The organism is Streptomyces cyaneofuscatus, assembly GCF_042718795.1.
Lineage (GTDB): Bacteria > Actinomycetota > Actinomycetes > Streptomycetales > Streptomycetaceae > Streptomyces > Streptomyces cyaneofuscatus_A.
In genome coordinates this window covers 16,127-35,226 of the sequence record NZ_JBHXOX010000044.1, presented here as the reverse complement: position 1 = coordinate 35,226, position 19,100 = coordinate 16,127, and the positions used below count along the sequence as shown (strand labels likewise).

Below are 19,100 nucleotides of genomic sequence, written 5' to 3'. Positions count from 1 at the left end.
TTGGAAAATGCCTGGTCACCGCGTTCCAACGCCGCCCTCCCTATGTTACGCGGTCGCCTGGCCGGCGGCGGTGGGCCCGGCCTGGGGGCGTCCGTCGAAGAGGACGTGGACGCGGGCCGGACGCCCGGCCCAGAGCGCTTCCTCGAGCGTGACGATGGCCGTAACGAGTTCGGTGAGACGGTCCAGCCGGGTGTAGAGCGACCGCACGAGCCGGGCGCGGTATTGAGGCCGGCCGATACCCTGCCCTTGGGCTCAGGCCCCGCACGGGGGCCGGGTGGCGACGGGGAGGCGTGAGGGTGCTGACGGAAGCGATGACAGCAGCAGCGACGGTCGGTGGGATGACGGTGGTGCAGGTCGCCAGCACGGACGCCTGGGCGTGGTTCCGTACCCGGGCCGCGCGGCTGGTGGGGCGGGGCGACGCGGCGCGAGAGGGCGAGGCACTGGACCGGCTGGACCGGACGGCCGCCAGTCTCCTTGCCGCCGGCGACGGCGAGCGGGACCGGGTCCGTGAGGTCCACGCGCGGTTGTGGCAGGGGGAGTTCGGCTCGCTGCTGGAGTCTCTGGACGAGGCCGACCGCATCCGGCTGGCCGACGCACTGCGCGAACTGGAGGCGGAGTTCGCCGCGCCCCCCAAGGGCGGCACCCTGCAGGGCAACACCTTCCACGGCCCCACCGCCGTGCAGACCGGCGACCACAACCAGCAGACGAACGACTTCGGGTCCGCCCGATGAGCGAGCCCGCCCCGGCGGCGGACGACCGGATACCCGGCGGTACCTTCCACGGGCCGACAGCCGTCCAGGTCGGCGACCACAACACCATGCACAACCGCTTCGTCACCGAGAAGCGCTCCCCGGCCGACGCCGCCGCCGACAACCTGGCGCAGGCAGTGGCCGCCCAGTGGCAGGCTGAGGCCGGGCTGCGCCGGCTGCTCAGCCCAACCCTCCCGATGCGCTGGGCGCTCAGCGGCCGCCGGATCGCCGGCCGTGCCGCGGGCGCGGTCGAGAGCTCCCGAAAGGCGGGCTTCGATCCGTTACCCGGCCTGGCCCCCGTCACCGAGGAGGTACCGCGGAACGGCGGCGAACTGGCCGCGCTGCACGCGGTGTACGGAGGACTGCCCGCCGGCCGGCTGCTGCTGGTCGGCCCGCCCGCCGCCGGCAAGACGGCCGCCACCGTGCTGCTGCTGCTCACCGCCCTGCACTACCGGCAGCGGGCCGCGCCCGCGGACCGGCCGCACATTCCTGTGCCGGTGCTGCTGACACTGGAGGGCTGGGATCCGGCCGCAGAGAGCGCCGTGGAGTGGGCGGCCGGCCAACTCTCCCGCCAGTACACCTCGCTCTTGGGCGCGCGGGGCCGGGAGAGCGCCCGTATGCTGCTGAATTCCGGCCGGATCGCGCTCTTCCTCGACGGACTCGACGAGGTCACCGCCAAGCTCCGCGCCGCCATGGTGGCCGCGCTGGAGCCGGCGCCCTGCCGGCTGGTCCTGGTCTCCCGCAGCAAGGAGGCTGTCCTCACCGGCAAGAAAGCCCGGCTGGCCGGAGCCGCCGCAGTCGAACTTCAACCGGTCCGCCCCGAGGACGCCGCCGACTTCCTGCTCGACCCGCTGCCCGAGCCGGCACCAAAGCCCTGGCGCACGGTCGCCGACCGACTGGTCACGGAACCGAAGGGCGTCCTCGCCCGGGCACTGTCCAGCCCGCTGGCCGTCGGCCTGGTCCGCGAGGTATACGCCGAGGACGGCCCAGTCGACGAACTCCTCGACACCACCCGCTTCCCCCACCCCCGTGCCATCGAGGACCACCTCCTCGACCACGCCGTCACCGCCGCCTACACCCCACGCTCCGGCTACCGGCACCCCGACCACACCCCCGAAGAGGCCGAGCGCGCCCTGCGCCACATCGCCACCCAGCTCACCGCCGAGAACACCCACGACCTGGCCTGGTGGCACATCCCAAGCTGGGCCGAACCCCGACCACGCGCACTCACAGTAGGAGCCATCATCGGACTGATCAACGGGACGGTGGCCACCTGGGCCTTCTGGCCGAGCGCTAGTGCGATTTCATCGTGTCTGGTCGGGATGTTGATCGCAGCCGTGTTCGGCCTGCTGACCTATAAGGGAATCGTGCAGCTGAGACGGCCAGCGCCGCTCTCCAGCAGTAGTTGGCGAGACATCCTCCCGCGCGGGTCGATTGTGAACGGGTTCCTCAACTGGCTGCTCACCAGCGTAGTGATGGCCGTCATCTTCTGGGCCATGACGGAGTCCGGTCAGGTGCCGCTCTGGCTGTGCGCAGCCGCCGGCGCGCCGTTCGGTTTCGCCGCCACTATGGCCCACGGCCGCGGCTACCGGCTGACGGCGGGAGGTTTTCTCTACATCAACACCCGTGCTATCGATCTTCTCCGCCGACAGACGGTCCCAGCCTCCGAGAGCCGCTCCATCGGCCCTCGCACCGTATGGCACCACCACACCCGGCTGCGGGTGCTGCTCGGGTTTATGAACGGAGTGGCCATCGGACTGCTGGCCGGAGTGTTCGGGTTCCTCTGGTCCTACGAGCCGGAGCAGGTGCTGCGCCTGGTTGCCGCCGCCGCAGTCCCGCCCGCCCTCTTCTCCGGCCTGGTCACGAACATCGCCTTCTCCACCACCCTCACCGCCGTACAACTGAAGGCCCGCGCGGGCACCCCCGTACGGCTGGTCCGATTCCTGGAGGACGCCCACCAGCGCAACCTGCTCCGCGCCGTAGGTCCCGTCTACCAGTTCCGCCACGCCCGACTCCAGGAACGACTGACCCGCGACCACTAGGGCCTGTTGCGAAAGTGGATCTTGTTCGTGGATGATCACGCTTTGTGGGACGTGGGGATCTGACGAACGGCCAGTGGGCCCGGCTGGAGCCGTTGCTGCCGAAGGGCGTCAAGCCGGGCCGTCCGCCGGTGTGGACGCGGCGACAGCTGATAGACGGCATACGGTGGCAGACCCGGACCGGCGCTCCCTGGCGCGATGTGCCGGAACGCTACGGTCCCTGGGACCGGGCCTATGACCTGTTCCGGCGCTGGCAGCGCGATGGCACCTGGGCCAGGATCGTCACCCGGCTGCAGGCCGAGGCCGACGCGAAGGATCTGATCATCTGGGACGTGAACGTCGACTCCACCGTCTGCCGGGCCCATCAGCATGCCGCCGGGGCATCGAAAAAGGGGATCTACAGAAGGAGCCGCCCGGCGGCATCACCGTCGAGCCGGCCGACCACGGGCTCGGACGCTCCCGGGGCGGGCTGACCACCAAGATCCACCTCGCCGTCGAGCAGGGGCAGAAGCCGCTGTCGGTGGTGATCACGGCCGGACAACGAGGGGATTCCCCGCAGTTCGAGCCGGTCCTGGAGGCCATCCGGGTACCCCGGATCGGCCTGGGACGGCCGCGCAAGCGCCCGGACCGGGTGCGGGCCGACAGGGCGTACGACTCCCGCAAGAACCGCGCCTACCTGCGCCGACGTGGAATCAAGGCGACGATCCCCGTCCCGGCGGACCGGGTCCGCAACCGCAAGAGGCTCGGCTCTCACGGCGGTCGGCCGCCGAAGTTCGACAAGACCGACTACCGCGAACGCCACGCGGTTGCGGGATCAATCGCCTCAAGCGCCACCGTGCGGTGGCCACCCGCTATGACAAGTTGGCCGTCCGCTACGAGGCCACCGTGCTGGTCGCGGTCCTGAACGAATGGCTGTGACCAGCAGCAGAATCGTCCTCATCGGTCACCTTGTAGCCAGGGACAGAGGGCCAGCGGACCGTCAGAACCACGGACTCTTCCTCCGCGAACCAGGAGTGATCGACGCCCCGGCCCCATACAACGTAGTCCCCCTGCTCGGCCAGGAGAACACCACGCCCGGGCAGTTCCACCCGGAAGCGCCCGCTGATCAGGACCAGCAGGGCGGTGCGCTCTTCGCCGGTCACCCACTGAGCCCGCTCATCGCCCTGCGGGTGGACACCCCACTTGATCTCCACGTCCTCGCTATGCCGAGGATCGGAGACGTCCTTGAAGTGCCCCAGCAGCCACCCCCGGTCCAGAGCCGCGTCCTTGCCGGCATTACCCACATACACGCTGTCGGTCATGGCTCCGGAAGGTAGCAGCCAGCCGCATCAGCACTCACAGCAGCAACTACCGCCACTTTCACAACAGGCCCTAGGGCCTGTCTGACAAATGATCACCCGTGGACTCGCGGAGCCAGAGGATCAAGGAAGCCAGGACAACTCCGGCACGGTAGCGGTCGCCGAGCTTGTCGAACCGGGTCGCGATCGCGCGGAACTGCTTGAGGCGGGCGAAGCATCGTTCGACGACGTTGCGGTCGCGGTAGGTGACCTTGTCGAAGGTCGGCGGCCGGCCGCCGAGGGCTCCGCGTCGGTGGCGGTTGGCCGCCTGGTCGCGGCGCTCGGGGATCGTGGCAGCGATGCCCCGGCGCCTCAGCAGATGGCGGATGGACCTGCTGGAATACGCCTTGTCACCCAGCACACGATCTGGTGTCGTGCGCGGGCGGCCCGTGCCGAGGCGCGGGGTGCGGATGCCGTCGAGGACCTGGCCGAACGCCGTAGCGTCGTTGACGTTGCCGGGCGTGAGCACAATCGACAGGGGCAGGCCCCGGCCATCGACGGCGAGATGGACTTTGGTGGTCAGTCCGCCTCGGGAGCGGCCGAGGGCCTGGCGCGCCTGCGAGCGGCCCGGATCTTCTAGTTCGTCCCCGTTCGCACCCCCTCTTTTTGCGGGCGCCGACTGCGTGTTGGTGGGCTCGGTTGATGGTGGAGTCGACGGAGACCGTCCATTCCACCCGGCCCACCGCGTCATCGCGGACCTGAACGTGCTCCAGCAACCGTGCCCAGGTGCCGTCCGCCTCCCAGCGGGCGAACCGCTCGTAGACGGTCTGCCACGGCCCGAACCGGTCGGGAAGATCCCGCCACGGAGCCCCGGTCCGCAGCCGCCACAGCACCCCGTTGACCACCTGCCGGTGATCACGCCACGGACGGCCCCGTCTGTCCACCTGAGGCAAAAGGGGCTCTATCCGCCTCCATGCCGCGTCCGTCAGCTCACCTCGACCTGCCACAAGATCAATTATCAGACCGGCTATAGAGTCCTGCCCGTGGTGAATCATCAGGACGAGACCAGGACGGCCTACGACGGTGTCGTTGAGCTGTACGCATCGCTGTTCGCAAACCGGCTGGAGACACAGCCTTTCTCCCGGGCCATGATCGGCACCTTCGCCGAACTGGTGCGCGCGACGGGCAACCCGCGGGCAGCGGACGTCGGGTGCGGGCCCGGACATCTGACAGCCATGCTGCACGAACTCGGCCTGGACGCCTTCGGACTCGACCTTTCCCCCGGCATGGTCGACCACGCCCGGCAGGCCCATCCGGCGCTGCGCTTCCAAGAGGCGCGGATGGAATCCCTGCCGATCGAGGACGCCGCGCTCGGCGGCGTACTGGCCCACTACTCAATGATCCACACCCCTCCTGGAGAACTTCCGGAACTGCTCACCGAACAGGTGCGCGTCCTGGCGCCGGACGGTCTGCTCCTGGTCTCCTTCTTCGGGACCGACGGACAAGAACCGGTCCGGTTCGACCACAAGGTGGCGCCCGCCTACAGCTGGCCGGTGGATCGCCTCGCCGAACTGCTGGGCGATGCTGGGCTCGATCCCTTCGCCCGGCTGCTCCACGATCCAGCCTCTGATCGGGGCTTCCTCGACGCCCATCTACTGGCCCGCCGTTCGTAGGCACTGCCCAGTCCCCCAGCCGATCGGCGCACCTCCAGATTGCCAGCTCAGCCGAATCTCGCTGATCAGACTGGAATTGTCAGACAGGCCCTAGCGGGTCATGCGTACTGGTGGAGCGTGTCGCCCTTCCACGCCATTGTCTTCGGCGGCATGACCCGCAACATCACCCACGCCGCACAGCGCCGGAAGAAGCTTCAGCGGACCGGCGCCGTTGGCTGCGACGAGAGGAACTCGCTCAGCAGCCCCGCCGGTGAAGCGGAGCGGTGAGCAGCAACTCGGGGCGCGCCGCGCCGATCGAAAGCAGCAGATACACCCCGGGCGAGGCACCCACCCACACCGCATCACCCACCGGGCACCCTGTCAGAGGAGGCTGCCGTTCGTCGCTGGGGGTTGTCCATGAGTCAGCGTTCTGATGCGGGCCATCCTGCCCGCAGGGCAGAGTGGCCCTGGTCATGGCAGTTGTTCAGGGAGGGTGTGCTTGATGCGTGCAAGGAACCTGTCGGTAGGAGCGCTGCTGGCGGCCAGTGTGACGGTCATGGCTGGTGCCGGACCGGTGACAGCGGCTGGTGGTCTTCTTCCTCATCCGGGTCCAGAGGGTCTTGTGTGGGTGCAGGAAAAGACTGGTGATGGAGGTGTGGCTTCGGGCGGGGCGTGGGAGGGGCTTCCTACGGTGTTGACGGTGGCGTGCGAGGGAGGGGGTTCCGTGGACGTGACGATGGAATCGCAGGGGTATCAGGTCGCCGGCTTCCCCGTGCATTGTCCCGTCGGCACCCCGGGCACGGGTTCGGTGGTCATGGACGCGGGGGTGGTGCGGTCCGGCTCGTTCACCATCGGCGTAGAGGCCTCTGACGACAGCATCCGCTGGGCCTTGACGGTGACCCAGCCCGAGTGACCCTCGCCAGCCTTCGCCATGACCAGCCTGGCCCACCCTGGCGGGCTGGTTCCGGAAGCGTGGCCGGAGGAGCCATCTCGTCGGCAAGCGCAGCGAACCGACTCAACCCGGCCCTTCTGCCGAGTTACCCCCGGCGGGAGGGCCGCCACCCGCCACCGGTGAGCATCTGCGCCCTGCCCACCGGCCCGTAAACCTGCCCGGGCACCGCTTCACCGAGCTAGTGCCGTATCAGGCAACGTTCGCCCGTTCTTGAAGCCGGAAATCGAGCTGCTGCCGTGGCGATTGCCGCATAGCCTGCTCGGCTGTGGACAGAGAGCGCAGTGCTCGGCAGCTTCGGCTGATCGGCGAGACGGTGGAGATCGCGAAGGCCCTCGGTGCGGAGGTGTGGCTCCGCGGGGGCTGGGCCATGGACTTCTTCATCGGCGAGATCACCCGTGACCACGTGGACATTGACTGGTTCGCCTGGGCGGAGGATGCTCCTGCTCTGACCGGCCGCCTGCTGTGTTCCGGCTATGAGCCTCTGTCCGGGCCGCCTGCCGATCAGCAGCTCGATTTCTGCAAGCAGGGCGTGGAGAGCAGCTTTGCTCTCTTGAGCAAAGACCGGTTCGGGCGCGTTGTGGTCGCTGGCGGTCCCTGGGCAGGGGAGGTGTGGCCGGAGGGCATGCTCGATGCTCCTGTTGGCCGTATCGGGGCGCTGCGGTGCCCGATCATCAGTCCGCGCGCCCAGATCGAGATCAAGCAGATGATGCCAGTCTGGGTTCCGGGTCGGCCCCGCCGGAGGAAGGACACTGAGGACATCGCCCGGCTGGAAGCGACCCTGCGAGAGCAGGGCGCCCGCCCGGCATGAGGGCGTGAACACGGGTGCAGCCGCTAACGTCTGCGCGTGGCAGAACGGGTGCGCTTACGCGAGATTGATGACGACGAGGGCCGGCGGCTGCTGAGGATCATTCGCCGCGGCTCCGGCTCAGTGGTGACCTGGCGGCGCGCGCAGATGGTGCTGCTGTCCGCGCAGGGCATGCTCGTTGCGAAGATCGCCGAGGTGACGTTCACCAGCTCGGACCGGGTCCGTGATGTGATCCACAACTTCAATGCCGACGGCTTCGACTCGCTCTACCCGAAGTACAAGGGCGGGCGGCCGAGGACCTTTACCCTCCCCGAGCGGCGCGAGATCAAGAAGATCGCCAAGTCCAAGCCGGGCGAACACGGCCTGCCGTTCTCGATCTGGAGTCTGGCCAAGCTGGCCGACTTCCTGGTCGCCGAGGGGGTGGTCGACGACATCAGCCACGAGGGCCTTCGGGTCCTGCTCCGCGAGGAGGGCGTGTCCTTTCAACGCATAAAGACCTGGAAGACCTCCCGCGACCCGGACTATGCCGCCAAGAAGGCCCGCGTCGAGCACCTCTACGCGATCGCCGACGGCGAGGTCATACCCGAGGAGGGCGAGCCCGAAGTCGTCTTCTGCCTGGACGAGTTCGGCCCGCTCAACCTCCAGCCCTACCCCGGCCGGCAGTGGACCGAGCGCGGCGGGAAACACAAGGCCCCCGACCGGGAGCCGAGGCCCCGCAGGCGGGCGACCTATACCCGCCCGCACGGGGTCAGGCACCTGTTCGCCGCCTACGACCTGGGCAAGGACAAGCTCTATGGCCACATCAAGCCGAAGAAGAATCGGACGAGGTTCCTGGAGTTCTGTCGCTACCTGCGCAGCCTCTACCCACTGTACATCCGCATCGCGATCGTGCTCGACAACTTCTCCCCGCACCTGACCACGAAGAAGGACACCCGGGTCGGTGAGTGGGCCGCAGCCAACAACGTCGAGTTCGCCTACACACCGACCAACAGCTCCTGGCTGAACCGCATCGAGGCCCAGTTCACCGCCCTGCGCTACTCCGCGCTGGACGGCACCGACCACGCCAGCCACGAGGAGCAGGGCAGCATGATCCGGCGCTACATCATCTGGCGGAACAAGCACGCCGCCGACGAACGACTACGTGAAGTGGTCGACAGGGCGAACGTTGCCTGATGCGGCACTAGTCTCCGGGTCCCTGAATACCGGGGTCCCCCGCTCCTCCCTGGCCCTTTACGGTGAGACCTTCTCCCAGTCCCGCCCCACCGCCGAAGCGATCGAGAGATACCCGCGCTCCCGCAACACGACGTCCGCCGCGTCCAGATCAGTGGCCGCGAACGAATCACGCACCTCACCGCCGCCCGCAAGGAGACTGACCCCAGGACCAACTGCGGCTCTCACCGGTCTCGCTGGTGACGGTGAAGGACCACTGGTCCGTGGGCACGTGCGGGGTCGGCCCTGCCGACAGCACGGGAAAGGATTCGGTGGGGTACTGGCCAGGGGGACCTCCTGAACTCCTCCGGATACGGAGACCTCCGTCCCACCTGGACATCCCTCCCTGGACGCGCGAGATCCTTCGCCGGGCGGCCGCGTATTTCGCTCGGGAGGTGAAGTGGGCCCTCACCAAGAGCCATTGTCAGGGTGTCCACTCCAAAGGATCAGCCTCACACCTTGCGACGTATCAGGTCATGGACGCGGGCGGAAAACAACCAGATGAAATCAGCTGACGACGCGGATCAGGAAGGGGTCCATATCGTCGTTGTCGACATCAACGGCCCGGAATCCCGCAGACTGCAGGACAGAAATAAGGGTTGCGTGCATGCGACTATTAACGAAGCCATAGTGCTGAAGAGCGTGTGCCTTATTTCCTTCTTTCTGGGCGCCCTCTATCGCGGCGCTGGCGAAGTCATGCGCAACGCTCCACCAGACGAAAACTCCGCCCTCAAGACCTTTACTTGGATCGACCGAAAGCAGGACGCCACGCGGGTCCTCCTGGCTCTGACCCTCCTGATGCACCGTGAATCCGGCTGCCTCCAAGGCATCGCAGACTCTGCGGGCCAGCTGCTCCCGGGTACGCAACTCATTTTCGTGCGCTCGCTCTATCATCACTCTTCTTTGTGAGGTTGAAGTGAGGGACGGGATCATCATAGTGCCCGCCCCTCACCCTAAACAGATCATCTGCTTCCGAAGCTCAGGGGCGCCCCTGCGCTTGGATCATCTGGAGAAGCATTCGCTTTGTCGCCGAATTCAGCGTCCTGTCAGACCCGTACATTACAGACCACGAAATTTTTGTTCCTTCCTCCAGGACGTTCTCTAGGTTAGGGCCACACACGGCGCACGGCTGCCTCTCGCTGTAGAGAGCGGTGATCTTCTTCGGCGACACGTCGGCCTTCGCAAGCTGAGCGAGGATGTCGCTCTCCGCATGCAGCCCTTGCTCATACTTGCTGAAGCCGACGACAAAGTCACCGTACTCCGGATGGTTCCATCCCGGTACATGGGCAACCGCGACGTTCTTCTGACCGAAGGTTCCGAATCCGGCCTTGATCCTTGCCTTGAACGCCATGTTCGCAAGGGGAGTGCTGTTGTAGGCGATCAGTCCGTCACAGGAGTACTCGGGAACCGGACTCCCGATAGTTCCCATCGGAACGACAGTCGCAGCGTGCGACATCGGTGCGGCATGGGCGCCCCGCGAAACCTTCCGACAGGAAGAGTGAAACTTTTCCGCCATCTTTCCGGCGATTCCGGCGACAGCTTCATCGGACAGCTTGAGGACGCTTAGCGCTCTCCACGCGTCAAGGAAGCCGATACCGGTCCGGGCGGCACCGTCCACAGCCCGGATGGCATCGGCGATGGGACGGATGACCTTTCCGACGAACAGTGCTGCTACATCCACAGCGGCCCAGACGCAGCCGCCCCAGCTTCCGTTCGCACCTCCAGGGGTGAGCTTCTGGGCGCAGCGGATCCAGCTACCGAAGAGGATGTCAACGGGGTCGACGCCTTGCTGGTACTCCCCGATCGTGATGGTGTGTGTGACCTTGGTGGTCAGGGTGTCGGTCTTGGTCTCGCCCAAGTACAGCGTGTCGCTTGAGAAGCACGTGTTGTCGAATACCTCGACGGCGCACAGGAACAGGTCGAGGTCTGCCTTGTAGCTGATCTCCTGGGTCATCGTGCAGTCGCCCTTGTAGGCGAGCTGGTCCCACCAGCCGTCGCAGCCGCCGGTCTTCTTCAGGACCTTCGGCTCGCCGACCTGCTCGATGCGGTCGATGACATAGAAGACTCCACCGACGGATCCGCCAGATGTGTCCGGGACAGTTCCGGTTTCGATCTGGACCGCGTTCCCCGCATCCTCCGCTTGCTTTGCGGCTTCTTGGGCGGACTCGGCGTATGCCTGGGCGTCCTTGGCGGCTTCCTCGGCGGCCGTGGCGGCGGCGTCGGCCCGCTCGGCGGCGACTCTGGCCTGGTCGGCGGATTCTTCCGCCCGGGTGGCCGCTACGCGGGCGGCCGCGGCGTCGAGAGCGGCGGCGTCTGCGGAGGTGCGGGCTGACTCGGCGTGACCCTCTGCGCGGCCGGCAGCCTTGTCCGCAGCGGCCGCGTCGGCGGTGGCCTGGGACTGGTACCCGATGGCGCGGGCCAGCGACTGCTGCGCCTTCGCCGCCGCAGTCGCCGCTGCGGCTGCGTGGTCCAGTGCCTCCTTTGAATAGCCGCGGCCGTCCGCGGCGTGCTTGGCGGCGTTCGCCGCATGCTGGTAGGCAGCCTTGGCGTCACCCTGCGCCTGGTCGGCAATGGTTTGGGCGGCTGATGCCTCCTGCGCGGCGTTAAGGGCGTGCGCGTTCGCGACGGCCTTCTGCTGCTCGGCAATGCTCTTCGCCGCCTGGCCGGACAGAACCACGAGTGAAGCGGCAGAATCCTTGGTGACGTACGGCGAGCCGAGCTGGATGGCATCGTTCGCGGGGGCCGCCACCTGCCCCGCCGCCTGCCCGGCATCCATCGCGGCCTGAGCGGTGACGTAGGCGAATCCGGCTGCCTTGGCCGCTGCGGCGGTGGCTTTGTTGGCCTCGGTTTTGGCCGCGTCGGCCTGAGTTTTGGCTGTCTTCGCCTTCGTCTCGGCCTCGTTGGCCATCTTCACTGACAGGGCGGCATCGGCTGATGCTCGCTCAGAGGCGTCGATGGCGTCCGCGGCTGCGCTGGTCGCGGTACTGACCGCGGCGTCCGCCTGCAGCTTCGCCGCCCGTGCCCCGTCCGCGGCGGCCCGGGAGCTCTTCGCCGCCGCCTCCGCACGGGTCGCCGCGGCGTCCGCGTCAACCGCGGCCTTCGTGGCCGCGTCGGCGGCGTTTTCAGCCCGGCCTGCTGCCGCCTCGGCGTCGTTCGCGTGACGGTCGGCTTCATTGGCCGCCGCCCGCGCGGCGTCCGCCGCATCGCCCGCGTCCAGGGATTCGGCGTAGGCGTTTTTGGCGTCCGCCTTGGCCCGGGCCGCTTGCGCCTTCTGCTGCGCGTCCCAGGCGTCGTCGCGCAGTTCCTTGGCGCGGTCGCGGGAGGTTTGGGCGTCCTTCTGCCGGGCCACCGCGGTGGCCTCCGAGGCCTCGGCCTTGCCCTTGGCGGTCTCGGCCTTGGCCGCTTCGGCATCCGCCGTCTTGCGGTGCTGCGCCGCCTCCGTCTTCTTGAGGTCGGCGGTTTCCTTCTCCTTCTTCGCCGTGGCCTCTTCAGCCTCGGCCTTCAGCCGTTTGGCATGCGCGTCGGCCGCCGCTGCTTTGGCGTCCCCCTCCGCCGCCAGGGACACGGTGAGCTTAGCCTCGGCCAGCTCCTTTTCCTTCTTTGCACTGTCACGATGCGTTTTGGCCGCGTCCGCCGCAGCCTTGGCCTGCAGTTCGGCCCGGTAGGCCGCCTGTTTACGGAACTCAGCCTTGCTTTGCGCGGCCTGCGCCAGCGCCCGCTGAGCAATCGCTTCACTGTCCGCAGCAGCCGCACGGGTGGCCGCCTCAGCAGTCTCGCCCGCCTTCGACAGTGCGATGACAGCAGCAGCCGCACCTTGGGTGACCTGAGCCTTCTGCTGGCCCACCAGCAGACCACGGCCCCTGGGCGCCCCGTTGGCGTCTGCGATCGCATACGCCGCCTGCTCAGCGGTGACGGTCGCGGTCTGAGCGGCCGTGGCCGCCGTGACCTGACGCTTCAACTCAGCCAGCTCAGCCTTCGCCCCCGCCCGCGCCGAACTCAGTCGCGCCGACGCCTTAGTAAACTGCGCCGCAGGCGGAACGGATCCGTTATGGCCACCATCTGGGCTGTTCGCGAGGACCGTGAATTGTACCTGCTGCAAGGGATCATTGGCACGGCAGGTGCCCGTTACCGCAGTTCCGGCGGCTGCGCCGTAATGCTTCAGGCAACTTCCCGATCCCAAGTTCTCCAGGTTTGCCTTCGTCCGGACGCTGAATTTCCATGCCTGAGCGAGTGTGCCGTTACAGGATGAGATCTGCATTCTTTGATTAGTGGCGCGGTCGAGGCATTTCCCCGACTTCACGTGCTTAAGGCTATAGCCGCCACCGTAGCCCCCGTTGACGCTCCACGTGTGGCCGTCCGTCGCGGCGCAGTTGATGACCCCGACGCCAGTGCCGTTCGCGGCGCTGGAACCCACTGTGCCAAGGCACTTGCCAGACGTGCCCGGGATAAGAACGTTCATCGGGGAGGAGCCGATCCAGCCGATACCGCCCGACGACCAGTAGTCCTGCCAGCGCGTGATGTGGTCGGCGACCCATGAGTGGCCAAGCAACTGTCCCATGGACTCGGATGCCTTGGTGAGAGCCTGGACGGCGTTCCTGTTAGCGCTCAGAATTTCGTTGCGCTTCGCGGCCTGCGAGCCGATCTCCTGCTGCCATTCCGCCCCGGCGGTCGCGGAGACCTCGCCCAGAACCTTCTCCGGATCCATCGGATCACGCCAGGAACAGGCCGCGAAACGGGATTTGAGGTCCTCGACCGCGACCCGGTGCTCCGCGGTACCCGGCACTGGACCCCTATTCGGAAACCCCCCCGAGCTCAGAAAAGAGCGTGCATTGTCCGCACCCATCGGCTCAAAGGAGTCGCCCAGAAGGTGCTTATAGGCTTCGTTCAGGGCGCTCTGACGGTTCCAGTCGGGGGAGGACCTGTCGGGCTCGCTGCCGTACAGTGATTGCCCCACAGCCTTGACGGCAGCGATGGTCTGCTCGTCGGCCAGCGGGGTCGCGTCCTCGTAGAACTCGCTCTCGCTCTTCCAGAATCTGTCGGCGATCCACCCTGTGAGACCGGTCCGGTAATGGAAGCGCTCTCGAGCGTCACCTCTTGTCCCGGGCGGCCACTCGAAGTCGGCCACAGACTGAAACCCACCCGGCGACTCGAGGCCCGTGATCGTCCAGCTGTCTTGGAGCGTGTGCAGCCGCTTCAGCTCGACGTCTGCGACGTCCTTGTCTGTCTGGTAAGCGGCGCCGAGCGGTGTTCCCCTCCAATAGTTCCGATCCGCCAGCTCACGCAGCCGCTCGGGACTCTGATTCAGTCCATCCTTCGCCGTAGCGGACATCGACGTTCCGCCCAGCCGCAGCACATCACTCATCAGGCACTGGTCCTGCCGCAGTTGCTCGGCGGGGGTGTCCTCGTTCCAGTCAAAGTCGGCGGCCAACTCGACAGGGGGTGTATGGGGGCTGCTACCCACGCCTGCTCCAGCCAGCAAAGCGATGGCAAGCAGAGGCGGGAGCAGACGGCCGGTCAAACGTGAAGCTCGAAGCAGGGGCCTGTACGACCCTGCGGGTCTGTAGCGCAAAGGAGAACCGTCTCTGGTAGGGAAGGCGACCGGCAGAATTCGCGCGGCCGATATGGCCCCACGGCCTCGGTCCCCCCGAACCAGATGGTCCCTCAAACTGCTGGCCGAATGGAACAAACGTCCGACCTGGAACTGGATACTACATAGAGGACCGGATCTTGGACAGACGGTTATGAGGCTAATTCAGAGGCTCAGCAGGGAGGGCCGGCCACCGTCCCACCAGCATCGGTGGTCTCGACCAGGACAACTCCGCCGTCACCGGTTCCGCCGAGGCCGGCGACGAGTTCGGGGCGGCACTGGCCATGACCGCCTACCGCCCCTCCGGCGCCACCGCTGCGACCAGTTCGCTGCTGGCCATCGGCTCGCCCGGCGAGACCACGGCGGTGGGCGGTGCGGACAAGACCGAAGCGGGGCGTGTCGTTCTCGTGCAGGTCAACCCCGATAAGTCCTGGACCTACCTGCGCGAGCTGCGCCAGGGCGATGTGGGCGACTCCGTCACGGGAGCCTCGGAGACCGGGGACCGGATGGGAGAGAGTCTGACCGCGATCAACACCGCTCCCCGAGCCGTCGGGACCGCCGCCACCATGGTCGTCGCCGTGGGCACGCCCGGTGAGCAGATCGGTACCGCCACCACGGCGGGTGCGATCCACACGTTCTCCATGCTGGGAGCAGCCGGCGACAACGACCTGTGGATCGAGGCCGGTGACGGTTATGGCATTCCCGGCACCCCAGCCGAGCAATGCTCAAGATCTGTGGATCGGGCTCGGGAGGGGTGCCTCGCGGAACGCGGAGGGCGTACCTTCCCGAGTGATCGACTTCTGGTCATCGAGTAGGCCCGCGTTGCAGCGCGGGTCGGGAAGGCACGCCCGTGCTGAGCGTAGTCAACGAGGACGGCACCACCCACAGCGGCTCCCTGATGGACGACATCGTCCGTGAGGGAGCCCGTCGGATGCTCGCCGCGGCCTTGGAGGCTGAAGTCAACCAGTACATAGCCGAGTTGGCGGGCGAGCGGGACGAGGCCGGTCACCGTCTGGTGGTCCGCAACGGCCACCACCGCGAGCGGACGGTGACCACCGCCGCCGGGCCGATTGTGGTGAAGGCGCCGCGGGTGAACGACAAGCGGGTCGACGGCGAGACGGGCGAGCGCAAGCGGTTCTCGTCCAAGATTCTCGCCCCCCCCTGGTGCCGGAAGTCCCCGAAGATCAGCGAGGTCCTGCCCCTGCTCTACCTGCACGGCCTGTCCTCCGGCGACTTCGTGCCCGCGATGGAGCAGTTCCTCGGCTCGGCCGCCGGGCTCTCGCCGGCCACGGTGACCCGGCTGACCAAGCAGTGGAGCGAGGACCACTCCGCCTTCCAGGACCGGGACCTGTCCGGATCCGACTACGTGTACGTGTGGGCCGACGGCGTCCACCCCAAGGTCCGCCTCGGCCAGGCCCGCTCCTGCGTCCTGGTCCTCATGGGCGTGCGCACCGACGGCAGTAAGGAGCTGATCGCGCTCGCCGAGGGCCTGCGCGAGTCGACCGAGTCCTGGGCCGACCTCCTGCAGGACTGCCGCCGGCGCGGCATGCGCGATCCCGAGCTCGTCGTCGGCGACGGAGCCATGGGACTGTGGCGGGCCCTGGCGGAGGTGTTTCCGCAGGCCAGACATCAAAGGTGCTGGGTTCATAAGACCCGGAACGTGGTCAATGCCCTGCCGAGATCGGCCCAGCCCGGCGCGAAGAAGGCACTGCAGGAGATCTACAACGCCGAGGACCGCGATCACGCCGAGAAGGCGGTGAAGGACTTCGGGCGCGCCTACGGCGCGAAGTGCCCAAGGCCGTCAAGAAGATCACCGACGACGTCGATGAACTCCTGGCGTTCTACGATTCCCGGCCGAGCACTGGGTCCATTTGCGCACGACGAATCCGATCGAGTCGACCTTCAGCACGGTGAAGCTGCGGACCAAGGTCACCCGCGGTGCCGGCAGCCCGGCCGCGGCCCTGGCGATGGTGTTCAAGCTCGCCGAGTCCGCCCAGGCCCGCTGGCGCGCGATCACCGCACCCCACCTCGTCGCCCTCGTCCGCAACGGCGCCCGCTTCGAACTCGGCGTCCTGGTCGAGCGTGAGCGGGAGGTTGCGGCATGAGTGAGCCCAAGGAACTCCCGCTGCTGTTCCTGGACGTCGACGGGCCTCTCCTGCCGTTCGGTGACGGCCCGCAGCGCGAGCCGTCAGGCACCGCGACAGATTCGCACCTGACGCGGCTCGACCCGCACCTCGGGCCTCGCCTCGCGGCACTGCCGTGCGAGCTTGTCTGGGCCACCACCTGGGAGGAGACGGCGAACACCGACATCGCACCGCTGCTCGGCCTGCCGCCGCTGCCGGTCGTGCACTGGCCGGAACCCTCCGACGCGCAGGAACGCGAGGACCAGTGGTTCGGGCTCCACTGGAAGACCCGAACCCTGGTGGCATGGGCGGACGGACGCCCGTTCGTCTGGGTCGACGACGAGATCACCGACGCCGATCGGGACTGGGTGTCCACCCGCCACCCCACACCGGCCTTCCTCCACCGCATCGCGTCGTCCCGCGGCCTCACCAACGAAGACTTCGCAGTCCTCGATCAATGGCTGCGGGCCACTTGGAGGGAGCAATGCTCAATACCTGTGGATCACTCCTGACGGAAGGAGGCGTACCTTCCCGATGGATCGATCGATAGGTCATCGAGCAAGGCCGACGTTGCCGCGTCGGTCGGGAAGGCACGCCCGTGCTTACGGTAGTCAACGAGGACGGCAGCACGCCAAGCGGCAGCTTGCTGCTGGATGAGATCGTCCGGGAGGGTGCGCGGCGGATGCTGGCCGCCGCGCTGGAGGCCGAGGTCAACGCCTATATAGCCGAGTTGGCCGATGAGCGCGATGCCAACGGGCGCCGCCTGGTGGTCCGCAACGGCTATCACCAGCCCCGGCAGGTCACCACCGCGGCCGGCGTGGTCGAGGTGAAGGTGCCGCGGGTGAACGACAAGCGCGTCGACGAGGCCACGGGCGAGCGCAAGCGGTTCTCCTCCGCGATTCTGCCGCCGTGGTGCCGCAAGTCGCCGAAGATCAGCGAGGTACTGCCGCTGCTCTACCTGCACGGACTGTCGTCCGGCGACTTCGTGCCCGCCCTGGAGCAGTTCCTCGGCTCCTCCGCCGGGCTCTCTCCGGCGACGGTCACCCGGCTGACCCAGCAGTGGCAGGCCGACCACGCCGCCTTCATGGACCGTGACCTTGCGGAGGTCGACTACGTGTACGTGTGGGCCGACGGCATCCACCTCAACGTCCGCCTGGAGGAGACCAAAGCCTGCGTCCTGGTGCTCATCGGGGTCCGCGCCGACGGCTCCAAGGAACTGGTCGCGCTCAAGGACGGCTACCGCGAGTCCGGTGAGTCGTGGGCCGACCTGCTGCGGGACTGCGCCCGCCGAGGCATGCGCGCCCCGTTGCTCGCGGTCGGGGACGGTGCTCTGGGCTTCTGGAAGGCGCTGGCCGAGGTGTTCCCCTCCACCCGCGAGCAGAGGTGCTGGGTCCACAAAACCGCAAACGTGCTCGACTCCCTGCCGAAGTCCGCGCAGCCGGGAGCGAAGAAGGCCATCCAGGACATCTACAGCGCCGAGGACAAGAAGCACGCCGAGGCGGCGATCAAAACGTTCGTGCAGCTCTACGGGGCGAAGTTCCCCAAGGCCGTCAAGAAGATCACCGACGACCAGGCCGAGCTGCTGACGTTTTACGACTTTCCGGCCGAGCACTGGATCCATCTGCGGACCATGAATCCGATCGAGTCCACGTTCGCCACGGTCCGGCTGCGGACCAAGGTCACCCGCGGCGCCGGCTCCCGCACCGCCGCCCTGGCGATGGTCTTCAAGCTCGTCGAGTCCGCCCAGCAGCGGTGGCGGGCCGTGAACGCGCCCCACCTGGTCGCCCTCGTCCGGGCCGGAGCCCGCTTCGAACGCGGTCGGCTCGTCGAACGCCCCGAGGCGGTTGCGGCATGATCGAGGCCAGCCGATTCCCTGGGGGCCGACGTGACATGGTCTGAACACGTGGTGGTGCGAGACGGCGTCCGGCTTGCCTGCCGGGACTGGGGCGGGCCGGGACTGCCCATCGTGCTGCTGCACGGCCTGGCCGGTCACGCGGGGGAATGGGACGTGCTGGCAAGGCGCTTGAGCTCCCGGTATCGGGTCGTCGCGGTCGACCAGCGCGGGCACGGCGCCAGCGAGCGCCACCCGCGGGACGTCTCCCGCGCCGCCTACGTCGCCGACGTCATCGCCGTTGTCGATCAGCTGGCGCTGCAGCGGCCCGTCCTGGTCGGCCAGTCGCTGGGCGGGCATACGGCCATGCTCACCGCCGCCGCACATCCCGGGCTCGTCCGCGCGCTCGTGCTCGTCGAGGCCGGCCCCGGCGGTGCAAACCCGAACAGCCCCGCGGACATCGGCGGATGGCTCGACTCATGGCCGACACCGTTCCCCTCACGCGAAGCGGCAGCCGCGTTCCTCGGTGGCGGACCGGTCGGCGCAGGCTGGGCGGCCGGGCTGGAGGAACGCGAGGGCAGATGGTGGCCTCGCTTCGACCGGGACGTGATGGTCCGCTCGCTGGCGGAGAACGCCCAGCGTTCCTTCCGACACGAGTGGGGGCAGGTCGCGTGCCCCACCCTGGTCGTCCTGGCCCAATCCAGCTTCATCCCTGCGCAGGAAGCCGACGAAATGCTCCGGCAACGACCCGCCACCATGGCCATGAGCATCCCCGGCACCGGCCACGACCTGCACCTGGAACAGCCCGAGATCCTGCACACCGCGCTCTCGGACTTCATCGAGGGCCTCGCCTGAAACTCCTGCGCGGTCACAACG

The 19,100-nt window shown here is 67.7% G+C and carries 14 protein-coding genes and 4 pseudogenes; 14 read left to right on the top strand and 4 right to left on the bottom strand.

The window, feature by feature from the left end:
* Positions 1 to 45 precede the first annotated feature (45 nt).
* Positions 46 to 207 (bottom strand): hypothetical protein, encoded by a 162-nt coding sequence (locus ACFWRT_RS35085; RefSeq protein WP_380954978.1) that lies wholly within the window; start codon positions 205 to 207, stop codon positions 46 to 48.
* Between the two features lie 131 nt (positions 208 to 338).
* Here ACFWRT_RS35085 and ACFWRT_RS35080 point away from each other — a divergent pair, with 131 nt between their 5' ends.
* The 3 genes and pseudogenes from ACFWRT_RS35080 (at position 339) to ACFWRT_RS35070 (ending at position 3,706) form a co-directional block, all read left to right on the top strand.
* Positions 339 to 731 (top strand): hypothetical protein, encoded by a 393-nt coding sequence (locus tag ACFWRT_RS35080; protein ID WP_381121411.1) that lies wholly within the window; start codon positions 339 to 341, stop codon positions 729 to 731.
* Entirely contained in the window at positions 728 to 2,791 is a 2,064-nt protein-coding gene (locus ACFWRT_RS35075) for a hypothetical protein (RefSeq protein WP_380954976.1), read from the top strand. The genes ACFWRT_RS35080 and ACFWRT_RS35075 overlap by 4 nt, the downstream gene beginning before the upstream one ends.
* Positions 2,792 to 2,835: 44 nt before the next feature.
* Positions 2,836 to 3,706: pseudogene (locus ACFWRT_RS35070) on the top strand (IS5 family transposase).
* Here ACFWRT_RS35070 and ACFWRT_RS35065 read toward each other — a convergent pair.
* Together ACFWRT_RS35065 and ACFWRT_RS35060 are read right to left on the bottom strand one after the other, a co-directional pair.
* Positions 3,661 to 4,089 (bottom strand): cupin domain-containing protein, encoded by a 429-nt coding sequence (locus ACFWRT_RS35065; protein ID WP_380954975.1) that lies wholly within the window; start codon positions 4,087 to 4,089, stop codon positions 3,661 to 3,663. The pseudogene ACFWRT_RS35070 and the gene ACFWRT_RS35065 sit on opposite strands and share 46 nt — an antisense overlap.
* A 70-nt stretch (positions 4,090 to 4,159) precedes the next feature.
* Positions 4,160 to 5,072, bottom strand: a protein-coding gene (locus tag ACFWRT_RS35060) for an IS5 family transposase (RefSeq protein WP_380955014.1) whose coding sequence is annotated in 2 segments (ribosomal slippage) — positions 4,160 to 4,726 and positions 4,728 to 5,072 — 912 coding nt in all. Because the reading frame shifts where the segments join, the coding sequence is not laid out codon by codon here.
* 36 nt (positions 5,073 to 5,108) lie between these two features.
* Here ACFWRT_RS35060 and ACFWRT_RS35055 point away from each other — a divergent pair.
* The 6 genes and pseudogenes from ACFWRT_RS35055 to ACFWRT_RS35030 all read left to right on the top strand — a co-directional run bounded on the left by ACFWRT_RS35055 (position 5,109) and on the right by ACFWRT_RS35030 (position 9,592).
* Positions 5,109 to 5,738 (top strand): class I SAM-dependent methyltransferase, encoded by a 630-nt coding sequence (locus tag ACFWRT_RS35055; RefSeq protein WP_380954973.1) that lies wholly within the window; start codon positions 5,109 to 5,111, stop codon positions 5,736 to 5,738.
* Between the two features lie 84 nt (positions 5,739 to 5,822).
* Positions 5,823 to 6,005: pseudogene (locus tag ACFWRT_RS35050) on the top strand (hypothetical protein); the annotation flags it as partial.
* Between the two features lie 436 nt (positions 6,006 to 6,441).
* Entirely contained in the window at positions 6,442 to 6,630 is a 189-nt protein-coding gene (locus ACFWRT_RS35045) for a hypothetical protein (RefSeq protein ID WP_380954972.1), read from the top strand.
* Between the two features lie 304 nt (positions 6,631 to 6,934).
* Complete coding sequence (locus ACFWRT_RS35040) at positions 6,935 to 7,477, top strand: nucleotidyltransferase domain-containing protein (RefSeq protein ID WP_380954971.1); 543 nt, start codon at positions 6,935 to 6,937, stop codon at positions 7,475 to 7,477.
* Between the two features lie 36 nt (positions 7,478 to 7,513).
* Positions 7,514 to 8,647 carry an IS630 family transposase gene (locus ACFWRT_RS35035; RefSeq protein WP_380954970.1) on the top strand — a complete coding sequence of 378 codons (1,134 nt, stop codon included), beginning with the start codon at positions 7,514 to 7,516 and terminating at the stop codon, positions 8,645 to 8,647.
* A gap of 495 nt (positions 8,648 to 9,142) precedes the next feature.
* Complete coding sequence (locus ACFWRT_RS35030) at positions 9,143 to 9,592, top strand: hypothetical protein (protein ID WP_380954969.1); 450 nt, start codon at positions 9,143 to 9,145, stop codon at positions 9,590 to 9,592.
* A gap of 70 nt (positions 9,593 to 9,662) precedes the next feature.
* Here ACFWRT_RS35030 and ACFWRT_RS35025 read toward each other — a convergent pair whose 3' ends face one another.
* Positions 9,663 to 14,045, bottom strand: a complete 4,383-nt coding sequence (locus tag ACFWRT_RS35025) for a nucleic acid/nucleotide deaminase domain-containing protein (RefSeq protein ID WP_380955013.1) — start codon at positions 14,043 to 14,045, stop codon at positions 9,663 to 9,665.
* A 410-nt stretch (positions 14,046 to 14,455) separates the two neighbouring features.
* Here ACFWRT_RS35025 and ACFWRT_RS35020 point away from each other — a divergent pair.
* The 5 genes and pseudogenes from ACFWRT_RS35020 to ACFWRT_RS35000 all read left to right on the top strand — a co-directional run.
* Positions 14,456 to 14,983, top strand: a pseudogene (locus ACFWRT_RS35020) (esterase); the annotation flags it as partial.
* 137 nt (positions 14,984 to 15,120) lie between these two features.
* Positions 15,121 to 16,375, top strand: a pseudogene (locus ACFWRT_RS35015) (IS256 family transposase).
* On the top strand, positions 16,372 to 16,905 hold the full coding sequence (locus ACFWRT_RS35010; RefSeq protein WP_380954968.1) for an HAD domain-containing protein: 534 nt from the start codon (positions 16,372 to 16,374) through the stop codon (positions 16,903 to 16,905). The pseudogene ACFWRT_RS35015 and the gene ACFWRT_RS35010 overlap by 4 nt, the downstream one beginning before the upstream one ends.
* 86 nt (positions 16,906 to 16,991) lie before the next feature.
* Positions 16,992 to 18,248: an IS256 family transposase gene (locus ACFWRT_RS35005; RefSeq protein WP_380954966.1), complete on the top strand. Its 1,257-nt coding sequence runs from the start codon at positions 16,992 to 16,994 to the stop codon at positions 18,246 to 18,248.
* Positions 18,249 to 18,299: 51 nt separating this feature from the next.
* Positions 18,300 to 19,079 carry an alpha/beta fold hydrolase gene (locus tag ACFWRT_RS35000; protein WP_380955011.1) on the top strand — a complete coding sequence of 260 codons (780 nt, stop codon included), beginning with the start codon at positions 18,300 to 18,302 and terminating at the stop codon, positions 19,077 to 19,079.
* Positions 19,080 to 19,100: the final 21 nt, after the last annotated feature.

Bases quoted from the DNA above. Each gene is read 5' to 3' on its own strand.
- ACFWRT_RS35080 (WP_381121411.1), top strand. From the start codon at position 339: ATGACGGTGGTGCAGGTCGCCAGCACGGACGCCTGGGCGTGGTTCCGT.
- ACFWRT_RS35075 (WP_380954976.1), top strand. From the start codon at position 728: ATGAGCGAGCCCGCCCCGGCGGCGGACGACCGGATACCCGGCGGTACC.
- ACFWRT_RS35065 (WP_380954975.1), bottom strand. From the start codon at position 4,089: ATGACCGACAGCGTGTATGTGGGTAATGCCGGCAAGGACGCGGCTCTG.
- ACFWRT_RS35025 (WP_380955013.1), bottom strand. From the start codon at position 14,045: ATGAGTGATGTGCTGCGGCTGGGCGGAACGTCGATGTCCGCTACGGCG.
- ACFWRT_RS35010 (WP_380954968.1), top strand. From the start codon at position 16,372: ATGAGTGAGCCCAAGGAACTCCCGCTGCTGTTCCTGGACGTCGACGGG.